At 69.9% G+C, this 14,700-nt stretch carries 12 protein-coding genes; 4 read left to right on the top strand and 8 right to left on the bottom strand.

From position 1 onward, the window contains the following. Nucleotides 1–10: 10 nt before the first annotated feature. The 7 genes from BLP38_RS00885 to BLP38_RS00855 form a co-directional block, all read right to left on the bottom strand. The gene (locus tag BLP38_RS00885) at nucleotides 11–556 is read right to left on the bottom strand and encodes a hypothetical protein (protein WP_091351781.1); all 546 of its coding nucleotides are present in this window, start codon (nucleotides 554–556) and stop codon (nucleotides 11–13) included. Then, entirely contained in the window at nucleotides 553–1,059 is a 507-nt protein-coding gene (locus BLP38_RS00880; RefSeq protein WP_231916536.1) for a hypothetical protein, read from the bottom strand. The genes BLP38_RS00885 and BLP38_RS00880 overlap by 4 nt, the downstream gene beginning before the upstream one ends. Next, nucleotides 1,035–2,546 (bottom strand): arabinosylfuranosidase ArfA, encoded by a 1,512-nt coding sequence (gene arfA, locus BLP38_RS00875; RefSeq protein ID WP_091351780.1) that lies wholly within the window; start codon nucleotides 2,544–2,546, stop codon nucleotides 1,035–1,037. The genes BLP38_RS00880 and arfA overlap by 25 nt, the downstream gene beginning before the upstream one ends. Nucleotides 2,547–2,590: 44 nt before the next feature. Further along, nucleotides 2,591–3,529, bottom strand: a complete 939-nt coding sequence (locus tag BLP38_RS00870) for a carbohydrate ABC transporter permease (RefSeq protein ID WP_091351779.1) — start codon at nucleotides 3,527–3,529, stop codon at nucleotides 2,591–2,593. Then, entirely contained in the window at nucleotides 3,529–4,452 is a 924-nt protein-coding gene (locus BLP38_RS00865) for a carbohydrate ABC transporter permease (RefSeq protein ID WP_091351778.1), read from the bottom strand. Before BLP38_RS00865 ends, BLP38_RS00870 begins: the two co-directional genes overlap by 1 nt. A gap of 53 nt (nucleotides 4,453–4,505) precedes the next feature. Further along, a complete protein-coding gene (locus BLP38_RS00860) occupies nucleotides 4,506–5,843 on the bottom strand; it encodes an ABC transporter substrate-binding protein (protein ID WP_091351777.1) in 1,338 nt (445 codons plus the stop codon). Nucleotides 5,844–6,005: 162 nt separating this feature from the next. After that, on the bottom strand, nucleotides 6,006–7,019 hold the full coding sequence (locus BLP38_RS00855; RefSeq protein WP_091351776.1) for a LacI family DNA-binding transcriptional regulator: 1,014 nt from the start codon (nucleotides 7,017–7,019) through the stop codon (nucleotides 6,006–6,008). A 73-nt stretch (nucleotides 7,020–7,092) separates the two neighbouring features. Between BLP38_RS00855 and BLP38_RS00850 the strand changes: the two genes are divergently transcribed. Further along, entirely contained in the window at nucleotides 7,093–7,905 is an 813-nt protein-coding gene (locus BLP38_RS00850) for a DUF1206 domain-containing protein (RefSeq protein ID WP_091351775.1), read from the top strand. Nucleotides 7,906–7,964: 59 nt separating this feature from the next. After that, nucleotides 7,965–8,954, top strand: a complete 990-nt coding sequence (locus tag BLP38_RS00845; RefSeq protein WP_091351774.1) for an o-succinylbenzoate synthase — start codon at nucleotides 7,965–7,967, stop codon at nucleotides 8,952–8,954. 17 nt (nucleotides 8,955–8,971) lie between these two features. Here BLP38_RS00845 and BLP38_RS00840 read toward each other — a convergent pair whose 3' ends face one another. Continuing rightward, entirely contained in the window at nucleotides 8,972–9,562 is a 591-nt protein-coding gene (locus BLP38_RS00840; RefSeq protein WP_091351773.1) for a TetR/AcrR family transcriptional regulator, read from the bottom strand. Between the two features lie 107 nt (nucleotides 9,563–9,669). Between BLP38_RS00840 and BLP38_RS00835 the strand changes: the two genes are divergently transcribed. After that, nucleotides 9,670–12,552: an MMPL family transporter gene (locus BLP38_RS00835; protein ID WP_091351772.1), complete on the top strand. Its 2,883-nt coding sequence runs from the start codon at nucleotides 9,670–9,672 to the stop codon at nucleotides 12,550–12,552. Continuing rightward, nucleotides 12,549–14,600 carry a YhgE/Pip domain-containing protein gene (locus tag BLP38_RS00830; RefSeq protein ID WP_091351771.1) on the top strand — a complete coding sequence of 684 codons (2,052 nt, stop codon included), beginning with the start codon at nucleotides 12,549–12,551 and terminating at the stop codon, nucleotides 14,598–14,600. The genes BLP38_RS00835 and BLP38_RS00830 overlap by 4 nt, the downstream gene beginning before the upstream one ends. Nucleotides 14,601–14,700 lie beyond the last annotated feature (100 nt).

Here is a 14,700-nt window from a genome sequence, read left to right as displayed (position 1 = left end):
CGACGCCGGATCAGACCGGCTCTTCCCAACCGATCACGCGGGCGCCGCGTACCGGCACGGCGCCGGGAGCGAGGACGTGCGGGATGCCGTGGAACCACGCTCCGCTGACGCCGCGGCGGACCATCTCCTCCAGCCACGCCCGGTTCGCGGCCGGTACTTCGGTGGCCGTCGTGAACGACGCCGGATCGAACGGTGCGACCTCTGCCGGGTCGAGGGGGTCGCCCACCGCCGAGACGGTCCGGTCGAGGACCACCGTCCCGTGCGGCAGGTCGTCCGCCGGGATCGCCCAGAACTCCGCCCGCGGCAGCTCTCTGCCGCGGATCTCGCGCCACGCCCGCCAGATCGCGTGCGGGTGGACCGGGCTCAGGAACACGACCTCGGTCCACGTCCGCGCGAGCCCGGGGATCTCCGTCACCTTCAGGCGCTGCCTCTCGGGAGTGTCGTCGTACTTCGACATCGCCCGCGCGTAGCCCGCGGGGTCGATGTCCGCCAGATCGGATGCCGGGACGAGCACGTCGCCGACGAGATCGACCCGCTGGTGGAAGGCGACCCTCATGAGGCTGGCCGCACCCCGTCGAAGGGGGTCAGGGTGCGCAGCCCGCTCTCGCCCCGTTGAAGGAACAGTCGCAGCGGCCCCTCCTGCAGGAGCGGGTCTCGCGACCCATAGGGCGCGTCCGAGCAGTTGTCGGCGGTCGATCCGACGCGAACCACCTCACCCATCACGACGTCACCCTTTTCCGCCTCGGCGACGGTGACCCGGTACGCGTTCGCGTCGAATCCCAGGATGTTCATCGTTCCGTCCGATTCGACGGCATCGGTGACGATGACCACATCTGCATCACGAGCGCGCTCCTCATCGGAGGAGTACGACACCCACGAGGCACACGACTGCGAGCTGCATCCCGTGAGCGACGCCGCGGCCAGCACGAGGACGACCACCACCACCGCATGCTTCATCTCGACCCCCTCGCCCGAGAGTGTCGCACAGGCGGCATCCGTCTCACTGCGGGGAACGGATGCCGCCTGGAACCGGCTCAGCCGAGCGCGACCGCCGTCCACGACACCGGCGGCAGCGTGATCGTGAGAATGCCGTCCTCGACGCGGACCGATTCGTTCGGCCGCGGGGCGACGCGCTCGCGGTCGGCGAGGGTGTTCTTCGCGTTGATGTCGTCGTCGGTGAGCGTGTGCGTCTCGAGGACCGAGAGGTCGCCGAGCGCCGCGACGTCGACCGAGACCTCGATCGACTCGGTCGTGCTCCGGTTCACGAGGAACAGGGCGCTGCGACCGGCCTCGGCGTCGTGCGTCGCGACGGCGTCGACGAGCGGCACCTCGCCGTACACCGCCGTCGTGTGGGTCGGCGACTCGAGCTTGACGCGGAGCGCGGCGCCCTTCGCCAGACGCGAGGTGATCGAGAACGGGAAGAACGTCGTCTGACGCCATGCCGGCCCGCCCGGCTCGGTCATGATCGGCGCGATCACGTTGACGAGCTGCGCGAGCGAGGCGCTCGCCACGCGGTCAGCGTGCTTGAGGAGCGAGATCATCAGGTTGCCGAAGACGACGGCGTCGAGCACCGAGTAGGAGTCCTCGAGCAGGCGCGGCGCCACCGGCCAGTTGTCGATGCCCTCGATCTTGTCGACGCCGTGGAAACGGTCGATGTACCAGACGTTCCACTCGTCGAACGAGATGTCGATCTTCTTCGACGATCCCCGCACCGCGCCGACGTGGTCGGCGGTCGCGACGACCTTCTCGATGAAGCCGTCCATGTCGACGGCCGAGGCGAGGAAGCTGTCGACGTCGCCGTTTCTCTCCTCGTAGTACGCGTGGCACGAGATCAGGTCGACGTCGTCGTAGGTGTGCGTCAGCACGACCCGCTCCCATTCGCCGAACGTCGGCATGTGGGCGCTCGAGGACCCGCACACGACGAGCTGGATGTCGGGGTCGAGCTGCCGCATCCCCTTCGCCGCCTGCGACGCGATCTTGCCGTAGTCGTCGGCGGAGCGGTGCCCCAGCTGCCAGGGACCGTCCATCTCGTTGCCGAGGCACCACATGCGGACGCCGAACGGCTCCGTGCGACCGTTGGCGATGCGCCGGTCGCTGAGCGCGGTCCCCGAGCGGATGTTGGAGTACTCGAGCAGGTCGATCGCCTCGAGCGTCCCGCGGGTGCCGAGGTTTACCGCCATCATGAGGTCACTGCCGACCTTCTCGAGCCACGACGAGAACTCGTGCAGGCCGACCTCGTTCGTTTCCGTCGAGTGCCAGGCCAGGTCGAGCCGACGCGGACGCTCGGAGACCGGTCCGACCGAATCCTCCCAGCGGAAGCCCGACACGAAGTTGCCGCCGGGATAGCGGATCGTGTCGACCCCGAGCTCCTTGACGAGGTCGATGACGTCGGTGCGGAAGCCCTCGGCATCCGCACTCTCGTGACCGGGCTCGTAGATGCCGTCGTAGACGTGGCGGCCGAGGTGCTCGACGAAGCCACCGAAGAGCTTTCGACGGACATCGCCGATCGCGAAGGCGGGATCGACGGTGAGACGTGCGCTGGGCATAGAGATGCTTTCTGTTTCGAGGGAGGACGAGGGATACGGGGCGGTCACTTGACCGAACCGAGGGCGAGACCGCCCTGCCAGTACCGCTGCAGGAACAGGAACGACAGCAGGAGCGGGAGGACCGAGATGAAGGCGCCCGAGGTGATCAGGTTCCAGACCTGCTCGCCGCCGGCGCCCGCGTTCGACAGCGCCAACCACCGGTTGAGGCCGACCGTGACGGGCAGCAGCTGCGGGTCGGTGAGGACAGCCAGCGGCAGGAAGAAGTTGTTCCAGGTGCCGACGACCGACAGCAGCAGGACCGTGACGATCGCCGGGCGCAGCAGCGGCACGACGATCGTGCGGAACGTGCGCCACTCCCCGGCCCCGTCGATGCGCGCCGCCTCGAGCAGTTCGTCGGGGACGGCATCCTGCGTGTAGACGCGCATGAGGTAGACGCCGAACGGGTTCAGCAGCGACGGCAGGATGACCGCCCACGGGGTGTTGATCAGGCCGTACTGGCTGAGCAGCATGAAGGTCGGGATGACGAGCGCGGTGAGCGGCACCATCACCGAGCCGAGGATCATCCCGAAGACGACCCCGCGGCCCCGGAACTGGTACTTCGCGAACCCGTATCCGGCGAGGACGGCGACGACGGTCGCACCGAGCCCGGAGACGAACGCGTACAGGAACGAGTTGCCGAGCCAGCGCCAGTAGATGCCGCCCTGGTGGGTGAACAGACCCTGGATGTTGGTGAAGAAGTCGCCCGGCTGATCGAACCAGAACGCGGAGCTCGAGAAGAGCCCGCCGGTGTCCTTCGTGGCGGCGACGAAGAGCCACCAGATCGGGATGACGAAGTAGATCGCGAGGATGATCAGCAGCACGTGCGAGCCGATGCGGCGCCGGCCGCGAGGGCGGCCCGCCGAGCGGTTCTTGCGCGAGGGGATGCCGGTGACGGTCGTGTGGGCGTCGTCCGAGACCGACGCCGTGGTGGGGAGGGCGGACATCACTTCAGTCCGTTCTGCTTGCGGGTGAGGAAGAGGAAGCCGAACGAGCCGATGAACACGAGCACGCCCAGCGAGAAGGCGATCGTCGACGCGTAGTTGAACTGGCTGTAGCTGAAGGCCAGCGCGTAGGCGTACATGTTCGGGGTGTAGTCGGCGGGCAGGGCGCCCGAAGCGATCGAGCGGAGCACCGTCGGCTCGGTGAAGAACTGCAGCGTGCCGATCAGCGCGAAGGTGATCACCATGACCATCGAGGACGAGATCATCGGCACCTTGATGCGGGTGGCGATCTGGAACCCGTTGGCGCCGTCGATGCGGGCCGCCTCGTAGACCGCGGGGTCGATCGCGCGCAGCGCCGCGTAGACCACGATCATGTAGTACCCGGCCCACTGCCACGTGACGACGTTGACGAGGCTGAAGAAGATCGAATCGCTGGAGAGGAAGTTCGGCGCCTCAAGTCCGAAGATCCCGAAGATCGTGGCGCCCGGGCCGAAGCGGGGGCTGTAGAGGAAGCTCCACATGAGTGCGCCGATGACGACCGGGATCGCGTAGGGCGCGAAGATCAGCAGACGCGACAGCTTCGACACCCACGTGGTGAGGGAGTCGAGGACGAGCGCCGCGACGATCGCGACGAGCAGCTGCGCCGGGATCATGACGAGCGCGAAGAGGATCACGCGTCCGAGTCCGCCGAGGAACAGCGGGTCGGTGAACGCCTTCACATAGTTGTCGATGCCGACGAACTTCGTCCCCGTGGCCAGCGTCGAGCTGAACAGACTCATCCCGAATGCGTAGATGAGGGGGAAGACGAGGAACGCGGCGAAGACGACGAGGAACGGCGTGATGAACAGCCAACCGACCTGCTGACGTCGCTGGATGCCGCTGCGGCGGCGCGGCGGCGCGGGCCGCTCGAGTACCTGAGTGGTCATGGTGTCGCTTCCGGGGAGGGGCGGGGGCCGGCCGAACCGGCCCCCACCGCGCGTCAATCAGTGAGCGTGAAGCCCTGTTCGGTGGCGTACTTCTCGAGCGTGGCCTGCAGGTCGTCGAGGGCGGGCGCGGCATCCTTGTTCTTGTCGACGACGACCGCGGTCACCTCCTCCTGCAACTGGTCGTAGGCGTAGTTCTGGAACGGGCTGAACGTGAAGCCCGAGTACCCGGATGCCGCCGGCAGGAAGACGTCCTTGTTGATCTGCTGCCCGCCGAAGAACGGGTACTCCAGGTCGCGGAAGTAGTCCGACTCGAGGATGGGCTTCCAGAGCGGGAAGAGCGCGGCCTTCTCGATGCCGATCTTCCACGCCTCTTCGGTGCCGAAGATCTCCTTGGCGACGGTGGCCGCCGCCTCCTTGTCATCGGCCTGGGAGGTCACGGCGAACGTCGAGCCGCCCCAGTTGATCTGCACCGGGTTCGCGGCATCCCACTGCGGCACGGGTGCTGCGCGCCATACAGCGCCCTCGTCGGACCCTTCGAGCCCCTGCAGGTAGCCGGGACCCCAGGCCGCCGCGACGTAGATCGCGTACGAGCCGTCGACGAGCTTCGTGTTGTAGTCGGCCGTGAACGCCTCGTCGACGGCGACGAGGCCCTTGTCGGCGAGGTCCTGCCAGAAGGCGAGCACGTCCTTCGAGCCCTGGTCGGCGACGTCGATGCCGATCTCCTGCGGGGAGGCGCTGTCGTAGGTGAACGGCACGGAGCCGGCCTGGGCGAAGAGCGCCTGGGTGAACGCGCGGCCGTTGGGCGGGAAGTTGGCGAGCACACCCGGCGCACCCTCGTCCTTGAGCTTCTGCGCCGCCGCGGCGAACTCGTCCCACGTGGTGGGAGCCTTGATGCCGTACTCGTCGAGGATGTCCTGGCGATAGAGCATGCCCATGGGGCCGCCGTCGACGGGGATCGCGTAGACGGCGTCGCCGCTGGAGACGTCCTTCCAGGCGCCCTCGGTGTAGTCGTCCTTCACGTCTCCCGCGCCGTACTCCGAGAGGTCGACCAGCGAGTCGCGGATGGCGAAGCTCGAGAGGACCTCGGATTCGAGCATGATGACGTCGGGCGCCCCGCTGCCGGATTCGATCGCCGTGGAGAACTTCGTGTACTCGTCGTTGCCCTGGCCCGCGTTGGTCCAGCAGATCTGAACGTCGTCGTGCTTCTCGTTGAAGAGGTCGACGACCTCCTCGAAGGAGGGGTACCAGGCCCAGACCGACACCTGGGTCGCATCCGGGTTGACGATCTTGTTGGTGCACGACTCTGCCGTGGCGCCACCACCGGAGCATCCGGTGAGGGCGGCTGCGGCGACGACGGCGACGCCGGCGCCGGCGATGACCTTGGACTTCATGAGCTGTGAGCTTCCTCTCGCGGTGTGGACACCGGTGTCGAACGGAGACGGATGCAGGTGCGTCGATGCACGGGGGTGCCGCGTTGCACTCGCTTTTACAACGTTAGAAGTAAACGTTGTAAAAGTGATGATGCCGTCGGCGACCCCGACTGTCAAGCGACGTCACGGTAACGGCGCGGACTCTCGCACGGCGAGGTGGAAGTCGGCGAGCAGGAGCTTCGGCGAGGCGTCGGGAGCCGGTGCCGCGATGCGTGCGAGGAGCGTCTCGACCGCGGTCCGCGCGATCCATTGCTGACCGGGATCGATCGTCGTGAGCGAGGGAATCGAGTACTGCGCTTCGTCCAGATCGTCGAAGCCGACCACGGTGACGTCGTCCGGCACGCGGCGGCCGCTCTCCTGCAGCACACGCATCGCGCCGAGGGCGAGCGTGTCGTTGAGCCCGAACACCGCGTCGAACTCGACCCCCCGATCGATGAGTTCGTGCATCGTCCGCGCCCCGTTCGAGCGATGCCACATGGTGGTCGAGCCGATCAGCTGCGGGTCGAAGGGGATGCCGGCGGCATCCAGCGCCTCCCGGTAGCCCTTCAGCCGGAGTCCTGCCGAACCGATCACCTCGCCGTCGTGTGCGCCCACGACGGCGATCCGTCGGCGCCCGCCCGCGATGAGGTGCTGGGTCGCCGCCCGCGCGGCTTCGACGTTCTGCATCGTGACGTGATCGACGGGGCCGTCGAACACGCGCTCGCCCAGGAGGACCATCGGGTAGGGCACCCGCAGCCTGTCCCCGTCGTCCTGGCCCATGCCCAGCGGACTGAAGATGAGACCGTCCGTGAGCTTGAGGCGAGGGCTGCGCAGCAGGTCGAACTCGCGGTCACGGTCGCCGCCGGTCTGCTCGACGAGCACCACGACGCCGCGGCGCTCGGCCTCGGCGATGACGAGACCGGCGAGCTCGGCGAAGTAGCTGAGCGCCAGGTCGGGGACGGCGAGGGCGATCGCCCCTGTGCGGCCGCTGCGAAGGTTGCGCGCGGTGAGGTTCGGGGTGTAGCCGAGCTCAGCGATCGCACGCTCGACGCGCTCGCGTGTCGCCGGGCGGACGTGCGGATGGTCGTTGATGACATTCGACACCGTCTTGATGGACACCCCGGCGATCCGTGCGACGTCGTGCAGTGTCGGCGACATGGACCCTCCCCGCGTCACTGTACAACGTTGCAAGGAAGAGGGCCGCCGCGCGGCCCGTCGCTAGGCTGGCGCGATGAGTTCATCGGCGAAGAATGCGGCGCACGGGGCGAAGAACAGTCGGACCCTGCGCACGCTCGCGCGCGTCGGCTTCGCCGCCAGCGGTGTCGTGCACATCGTCATCGGCGTCATCGCGATCTCCCTCGCCACCGGCCGGGGAGGCGGAGAGCAGGCCGACCAGTCGGGCGCCCTGCAGCAGCTGGCGTCCGCACCCGGCGGCGTCCTCCTCCTTTGGGCGGCTGCCGTGGGCCTCGTCGTGCTCGGCCTCTGGCACCTCCTCAGCGCGTTCCTCGACCGCTCCAGCGACTCCCGGCGCGATCGCGCCGTGCACATCGCGAAGAACGGCGTCAAAGGTGTCGTCTACGTCGTTCTCGGCGTCACCGCCGTCACGGTCGCCGCGGGTGGTTCGGCCGACTCGTCCGACTCGACGCGGTCGCTCACGGCAGACCTGCTCGCCACCCCCGGTGGCGTCTTCCTCGTCGTCGCGATCGGGCTGGTCCTGATCGGCGTCGCGGGCTACCTCGTGTTCAAGGGCGTCACGCGACGCTTCGAGCGCGACCTCTCGATGCCCGGTGGCACTGCCGGGCGCGCGGTCCGCATCCTCGGCACCGTCGGGTACGTGGCCCGGGGCATCGCCTTCGCGGGCGTCGGCGTCCTGTTCCTCGTCGGTGCGGTCACGAACGATCCCGAGAAGTCGAGCGGACTCGACGGTGCCCTCCGCTCGTTCGCGGAACTCCCCGCCGGCGTCATCGTGCTGAGCGTGATCGGTGCGGGCTGGATCGCCTACGGCGTCTACGCGTTCTTCCGCGCCCGCTACACCCGGCTGTGACAGCCGACCCACCCGCGGACAAGACGCGCGCCGGCGCCTGAGCAGGCCAGGATGGGGGCATGTCCCTGCCCTCGCTCGCCGACCTCCGCGCGACGGCGCGCGTGGTGTCGCTGCCTCTCCACACCCGCTTCCGCGGGATCGACGTCCGTGAGGCCCTGCTGCTCGAGGGCCCGGAGGGATGGACCGAGTTCTCGCCGTTCGCGGAGTACGACGACGCTGAGTCCGCGGCCTGGCTCGCGGCGGCGATCGAGTACGGCTGGCAGCCCACGCCTGCGGCCGTCCGCGACACGATCCCGGTGAACGCGACGGTGCCGGCCGTGCCCGCGGCATCCGTTCCGGGGGTCCTCGCCCGCTTCGACGGATGCCGCACCGCCAAGGTGAAGGTCGCCGAACCCGGTCAGGTGCTCGCCGACGACGTGGCGCGCGTGCGAACGGTCCGGGAGGCGATGGGCCCCGAGGGCCGCATCCGCGTCGACGCGAACGGCGGCTGGAACCTCGACGAGGCCGAGCACGCCGTGCACGCTCTCGCCGAGTTCGACCTCGAGTACGTCGAACAGCCGTGCGCGACGGTGGCGGAGCTCGCCGAACTGCGCGGCCGCATCCGGTACATGGACATCCCGATCGCCGCCGACGAGAGCGTCCGCAAGGCCGACGACCCGGTCGCCGTCGCACGGGCCGGCGCGGCCGACCTGCTCGTGATCAAAGCCCAGCCGCTCGGCGGGCTGCGGCGCGCGCTCTCGGTCGTCGCCGAGGCCGGACTCCCTGCCGTCGTCTCGAGCGCCCTCGACACCTCGGTCGGCCTCGCGATGGGCGTCGCCCTGGCGGCATCCCTCCCCGACCTCGACTTCGACTGCGGACTGGGGACGGCGTCGCTGCTCGCCGCCGACGTCACCGACGAGCCGCTGCGGCCGCGGGGCGGATCGCTGCCGCTGCGCCGGGTCGTCCCGGACGCGTCCCTCCTCGACGCGCACGCCGCGACGCCGGAGCGCCGGGACTGGTGGCTCGCGCGGCTCGAGCGCTGCCACGCCGTCCTCGCCGAGTCGTCGTAGCGACCGGCAGGCGAGGATCAGCCGACCAGCAGCGGAACGAGCTGCTCGAGTCGCGACTGCATGGCCCGATTGGCCTGCCGCTCGGACAGGCGCTCGAGCGCGGCCTGCACGCTGCACTGCTCCGAGACGTCCAGGAGCAGTTGCGCGGCGTCGGCGACGGGCATCCGCAGCGGGAGCGCGTGGCGTTCGCTCACTTCGCGAACGATGGTCTCGATCCGCCCGAGCATCTGCGCCCGCCAGGCCAGGAACGCCTGCGCCAGCCGAGGATCGCGAAGCGCCTGGGTGCGGACCTCGCTGAGCAGCTGGGGCTCCATCCGCTCGGCGAGCGACATCGTCGCGATCTGGCGGACGAGATCGAGCGGATCGTCGGTGCCCGAGAGCCGCTTGACGCGCACCGAGACCTCGTCGAGCTTGTCTTCGGAGAGCTGAGTGATGAGGGCGAGGAAGAGCTCGTCCTTCGACTCGAAATTGGAGTAGAACGCGCCCCGGGTGAATCCTGCACGTTCGCAGATGGTCTCGACGGATGCCGCGTCGAGGCCGACCTCGGCGAACACCTCGTGTGCGGCGTCGAGCAGGCGAGCTCGCGTGTTCTCGCGGCTTCGCGCCATCTCACACCCACCCTTCAGGATTGCGACCTGTGTGCGGGTCTACGATACACATGTGTATTGGATACAGCGCTGTATCGAAACCGTCCGACTCTGATCCAGGAGCGCCTGTGTCCACCATCCTCTTCACCCTCGGCCGATGGGCCTACCGGCACTCGTGGCGCGTGCTCATCGCCTGGATCCTGCTGCTCGGGATGATCGGCGGGGGCGTCGCTCTCTTCATGAAGGGCACCGACAACTCCTTCACGATCCCCGGCACGGAGGCTCAGCAGGGCCTCGAGCTGCTGAACCGAACCTTCCCGCAGGCCAGCGGCGCGAGCGCGCAGCTCATTGTCGTCGCCCCCGAGGGCGAGACTGTCGAGGACCAGCCGCTCCGCGGGGAGATCGACGATCTCGTGACGCGCCTGGGCGACATCGACGGCGTGACCTCCGCGACCTCGCCGTTCGACGAGATGGTCACCGGACTCGTCTCGGACGACGACCGGGCGGCGCTCGTGCAGATGCAGTTCGACGGCCAGTCCACCGAGGTGAGCGACGCCACTGTCGAGGCCGTCGAGAAGACCGCGGCCGAGTTCCACGACGCGCTCCCCCAGGGCGCGCAGTCCGCACTCGGCGGCGATCTGTTCGCCGCATCGATCCCGGCGCTGTCGATCGTCGAGGTCATCGGCGTGCTCGTCGCCCTCTTCGTCCTCATCGTGACGTTCCGCTCGTTCGCCGTCGCCTGGTTCCCGCTCGTCAGCGCGCTCATCGGCGTCGCGCTCGCGATCGCGCTCATCTTCCTCGCGACGGCCGTGACGACCATCTCGTCGACGACGCCCATGCTCGCCGTCATGCTGGGGCTTGCCGTCGGCATCGACTACGCCCTGTTCATCGTGTCGAGACACCAGGATCAGGTCCGCGGCGGCATGGACCCCGAGGAGTCCGCCGCCCGCGCGGTCGGCACGGCAGGGTCCGCCGTGGTCTTCGCCGGCGTGACGGTCATGATCGCCCTCGTCGGACTCAGCATCGCCGGCATCCCGTTCCTCTCGACGATGGGCATCGCCGCCGCCGTCGCCGTGGCGGTCGCCGTGGCGGTCGCCGTCACCCTCACCCCCGCGCTCCTCGGCTTCGCGAAGGGTCGCGTCGTCGGCTGGGGAGGCAAGACGCTGCAGCGCGGCATCCCGACCCGTCGCCGCCGCCGCGGTTCCGACGCCGACGCGGCCGACGACACCGAAGAGACGTCCGAGCCGGAGCCCGCACCCGCCGCCGGCCCCGTCGCCCCCGCACGACCCAACCGCTGGGTGATGCTGGTGACGCGGCATCCGATCATCGCCACCGTCGCCGTCGTCGTCGGACTGGGCGTCATGGCGATCCCGTCGGCCAATCTGCACCTCGCCCTGCCCAATGCCGGTGTCCAGCCGACGTCGAGCCAGGCCCGCCAGGCCTACGACCTCAACGCGGAGTACTTCGGCGCGGGGTCGAACGGTCCGCTCGTGATGACCGGCACGATCGTGACCTCGACCGACCCGCTCGGCCTCATGGACGACCTGAAGAAGGAGGTCGAGGCGATCCCCGGCGTCGAGCGCGTCGCCCTCGCCACCCCCAATGAGACAGCCGACACCGGCCTCATCCAGATCGTCCCGACCACGGCCCCCGACGACCCCGCGACCGCCGACCTCGTCCGCGAGCTGCGCTCGCACCACGACGAGTGGCAGGAGAAGTACGGCGTCGACCTCAAGGTGACGGGCTTCACCGCCGTCGGCATCGATGTGTCCGACCGTCTCGGCGCCGCACTGCTGCCCTTCGGCATCTTCGTCGTCGGCCTGTCGTTCATCCTTCTGATGATCGTGTTCCGCTCGATCTGGGTGCCGCTCAAGGCGACCCTCGGGTACCTGCTGTCGATCCTCGCCGCCTTCGGCGCGGTCGCCGCGGTGTTCGAGTGGGGCTGGCTCGCCGACCTCCTGCACGTGACGCGCACGGGTCCCGTGATCAGCTTCATGCCGATCATCCTCATGGGCGTCCTGTTCGGCCTCGCGATGGATTACGAGGTCTTCCTGGTCTCGCGCATGCGAGAGGACTTCGTGCACGCCGTCCGCGCCCGCCGGGGCCGCGCGAACCGAGAGACCGCCATCGCCGCCGTCCGCTCCGGATTCACCGCCTCGGCGCGCGTCGTGGTCGCTGCGGCCGTCATCATGTTCGCCGTCTTCGCCGCGTTCGTCCCCGAGGGTGACAGTTCGATCAAACCGATCGCCCTGGGCCTCGCCGTGGGCATCGCCGTCGACGCCTTCCTCGTCCGCATGACTCTGACCCCCGCGGTCATGGCGCTGCTGGGCGACAAGGCGTGGTGGATGCCGCGCTGGCTGGAGCGCCTGCTCCCCAAGGTCGACATCGAAGGCGAGGCGGTCGAGCACGAACGCGCCCACGCGAAGTGGCCGGAACCCCACTGGACCGGTGCGCTCGCTGCCGACGACCTCGAGGTGCGGGCCGAATCGACCGGCACGGACGTGGTCCTGTTCTCCGGCGCGAACGCCCGGGTCGCCGACGGCGGCACGCTCCTCGTCACCGCCGCCGACCCGCACGCTGCACGAGCGTTCCTGCTGACCGTGGCCGGCCGCATCGCTCCGACCTCCGGCCTGCTGCGCGTGTCGGGGCACCTGCTGCCCGGCCGCGCGGCGTGGGTGCGTGCCCACGTCTCCGTCGCCGACCTCACCGGGGCGGACGCACCGCTCGCCGACCTCCGCCGCGCTCTGGCCGGCCGCACGCGGTTCGTCGTGATCGTCGGCCTCGACACCCTCACCGGCGCTGCCCGCGATCAGGCCGCCGCACTCCTGCGCGACGCGACCAACGCAGTCTCGGCCAAGGCCGGAGCCCTGACCGTCGTCGCCTCGGCCCGAGACGCGGAATCGGCCCGCGGCATCCTCGCCGACGCCTACCGGCCGGACCCCGATCTCCTGCGGCTCGCCGTCTCCACACCCCTCACCGTCGACACCCCCACCCAGGTGACCCCCTCATGACTCTCTCCATCGAACGCGCGCAGACCCGGCGCCCCATCTCGTGGCTCACGCTCCTCGGCGTGCTCCTGCTGCCCGCCGTCATCGGCGGCCTCCTCGTGGCGGCTCTCTACAACCCCACCGAGCGGCTCGACGCACTGAACACCGCGGTCGTGAACAACGACGAGCCGGTCGAGGTGAACGGACAGACCACTCCCCTCGGGCGCCTCCTGACCGCGGGACTCGTCGAAGGCTCGGATGAGCTCGACAGCAACCTCACCTGGACGATCTCCAACACGGAGGACGCCAAGGAGGGCCTCGAAGACGGCACCTACGACGCGATCGTCACCATCCCGAAGAACTTCTCCGCAGCGGCGACCTCGACCGCTCCCGGCAAGACCCCGGAACGCGCGACGATCGAGCTGACCTCCTCGCCCGATGCCCGCATCGTCGACGACGCCATCACGAACCAGGTGACCTCGACCGCGGCATCCGTCCTCGGCCAGCAACTCACGACGGGCTACCTCGAGAACGTGTTCCTCGGCTTCACGACGCTGAATGAGCAGCTGGGCACCGCGGCCGACGGCGCCGCGCAGCTCGCCGACGGCGCGAAGGCAGCCGCCGACGGCGCCTCGAAGCTCGCCGACGGCGCCTCCAGCGCGGCCGACGGCGGGTACTCGCTCGCCGACGGCCTGCGCAAGCTGCAGAGCGGTGCGAACCAGCTGGCCGGCGGCGCCGCGGCCACCTCGCAGGGCCTCTCCGAGTGGTCGGCCGGTGCCCGACCGATCGCCGAGGGCACCCAGCAGCTCGCGGACGGCCTGACGCGGGCCGCCGACCAGACGTCGGCGATCCCGGCGATCCCCTCCGATGTCGTCGACGGCATCAAGGCCCTCACCGCGGACGGCGAGCAGAACCGCGAGGCCGTGACCGGCATCGTCGACGCCCTGTCGGCTGCGGCGTCGTCGTGCGTGCCCGCGCAGGCCGGCGCGGAGCTCTGCGACCAGCTGACGGATGCCGCGTCTGACGCGACGTCCGCTCTCCCGGCTCTGCAGGCCACGGTCGGCGACTCGAAGAAGCTCGCCGAGAACATCGACGCGCTCGCGAACTTCGGTCCGAGCCTGACCGAGGGCCTGCGCACCTCGGCCGCCGCAGCGGAGCAGCTCGCCGGTGGGATGGGCCAGCTGGCCGACGGCGCGGAGCAGCTCTCCGCGGGGGCGGGTCAGCTGTCCACGGGTGCCCGCGACCTCGCGACCGGCGCCGGTACCGCGGCGGACGGCGGCGACCAGCTCGCGGCCGGTGTGGACGCGCTCGCCAGCGGCGCCGGAGACCTCTCGACCGGCGTGGGCGAGCTCGCGACCGGTACCGACGACCTCGCCGGCGGACTGGACAAGGCCGTCGACGGCGTGCCGTCCTACACGAAGAACGAAGCCGCAGACCTCGCCTCGATCGTCGCCGATCCGGTGGTGGCCGACGGCACCGGCACCTCGCTGTTCGGCGCATCCGCCGTGCCGCTGCTCGCCACCCTCGCGCTGTGGTTCGGCGGTCTCGCGTCGTTCGTCGTCCTGCGCGCCGTGCCGCGGACCGCGCTGTCGTCGCGACGATCCTCGGCTGCCCTCGCGCTGCGCGCACTCGCACCGGGCGCCGTGATCGGCGCCCTGCAGGGCGCTCTCGTCGCCACCGTCGTACAGCTCGCGGCCGGGTACGACGCCGAGCAGTGGTGGCCCTTCGCGGCCATGTGCGTGCTCGCCGGTGTCGCCTTCGCCGCGATCAACCACGCGCTCGTGGCCCTGTTCGGCGGCATCGGCCGCTGGGTGTCGGTCCTCGTGGGCGTCATGGCGCTGGCGACCGGGATCGTGTCCACGGTGCCGGGCACCCTGCTCGACATCGCGGGCCTCCTGCCCACGGCGCCGGCATACACGTCGATGCTGGCGGCGCTGACGGATGCCGGAGGCGGCGCGACCGCAGCCGTCGGACTCGTGCTCTGGACGCTCGTCGCGATCGCCGCCGGCATCCTCGCCGTCGCGCGGCACCGTTCCACCTCGGCCCGGGCCGTACTCACGCAGCCCGCCTGATCCCGTCCGGAGCAGGCGCGCGCACGCGCCTGCTCCTAGGTCCGGTCCTGGCCCGGTCCTGGCCCGGTCCCCCTCTCGCCGAGTCACCACTCCACTGCCG

This window comes from Microbacterium sp. LKL04 (assembly GCF_900102005.1).
Lineage (GTDB): Bacteria > Actinomycetota > Actinomycetes > Actinomycetales > Microbacteriaceae > Microbacterium.
This window is presented reverse-complemented; position numbering and strand designations above follow the sequence as displayed.

Bases quoted from the DNA above. Each gene is read 5' to 3' on its own strand.
- arfA (WP_091351780.1), bottom strand. From the start codon at position 2,546: ATGCCCAGCGCACGTCTCACCGTCGATCCCGCCTTCGCGATCGGCGAT.
- BLP38_RS00850 (WP_091351775.1), top strand. From the start codon at position 7,093: ATGAGTTCATCGGCGAAGAATGCGGCGCACGGGGCGAAGAACAGTCGG.
- BLP38_RS00840 (WP_091351773.1), bottom strand. From the start codon at position 9,562: ATGGCGCGAAGCCGCGAGAACACGCGAGCTCGCCTGCTCGACGCCGCA.
- BLP38_RS00885 (WP_091351781.1), bottom strand. From the start codon at position 556: ATGAGGGTCGCCTTCCACCAGCGGGTCGATCTCGTCGGCGACGTGCTC.
- BLP38_RS00865 (WP_091351778.1), bottom strand. From the start codon at position 4,452: ATGACCACTCAGGTACTCGAGCGGCCCGCGCCGCCGCGCCGCCGCAGC.
- BLP38_RS00870 (WP_091351779.1), bottom strand. From the start codon at position 3,529: ATGTCCGCCCTCCCCACCACGGCGTCGGTCTCGGACGACGCCCACACG.
- BLP38_RS00860 (WP_091351777.1), bottom strand. From the start codon at position 5,843: ATGAAGTCCAAGGTCATCGCCGGCGCCGGCGTCGCCGTCGTCGCCGCA.
- BLP38_RS00855 (WP_091351776.1), bottom strand. From the start codon at position 7,019: ATGTCGCCGACACTGCACGACGTCGCACGGATCGCCGGGGTGTCCATC.
- BLP38_RS00830 (WP_091351771.1), top strand. From the start codon at position 12,549: ATGACTCTCTCCATCGAACGCGCGCAGACCCGGCGCCCCATCTCGTGG.
- BLP38_RS00845 (WP_091351774.1), top strand. From the start codon at position 7,965: ATGTCCCTGCCCTCGCTCGCCGACCTCCGCGCGACGGCGCGCGTGGTG.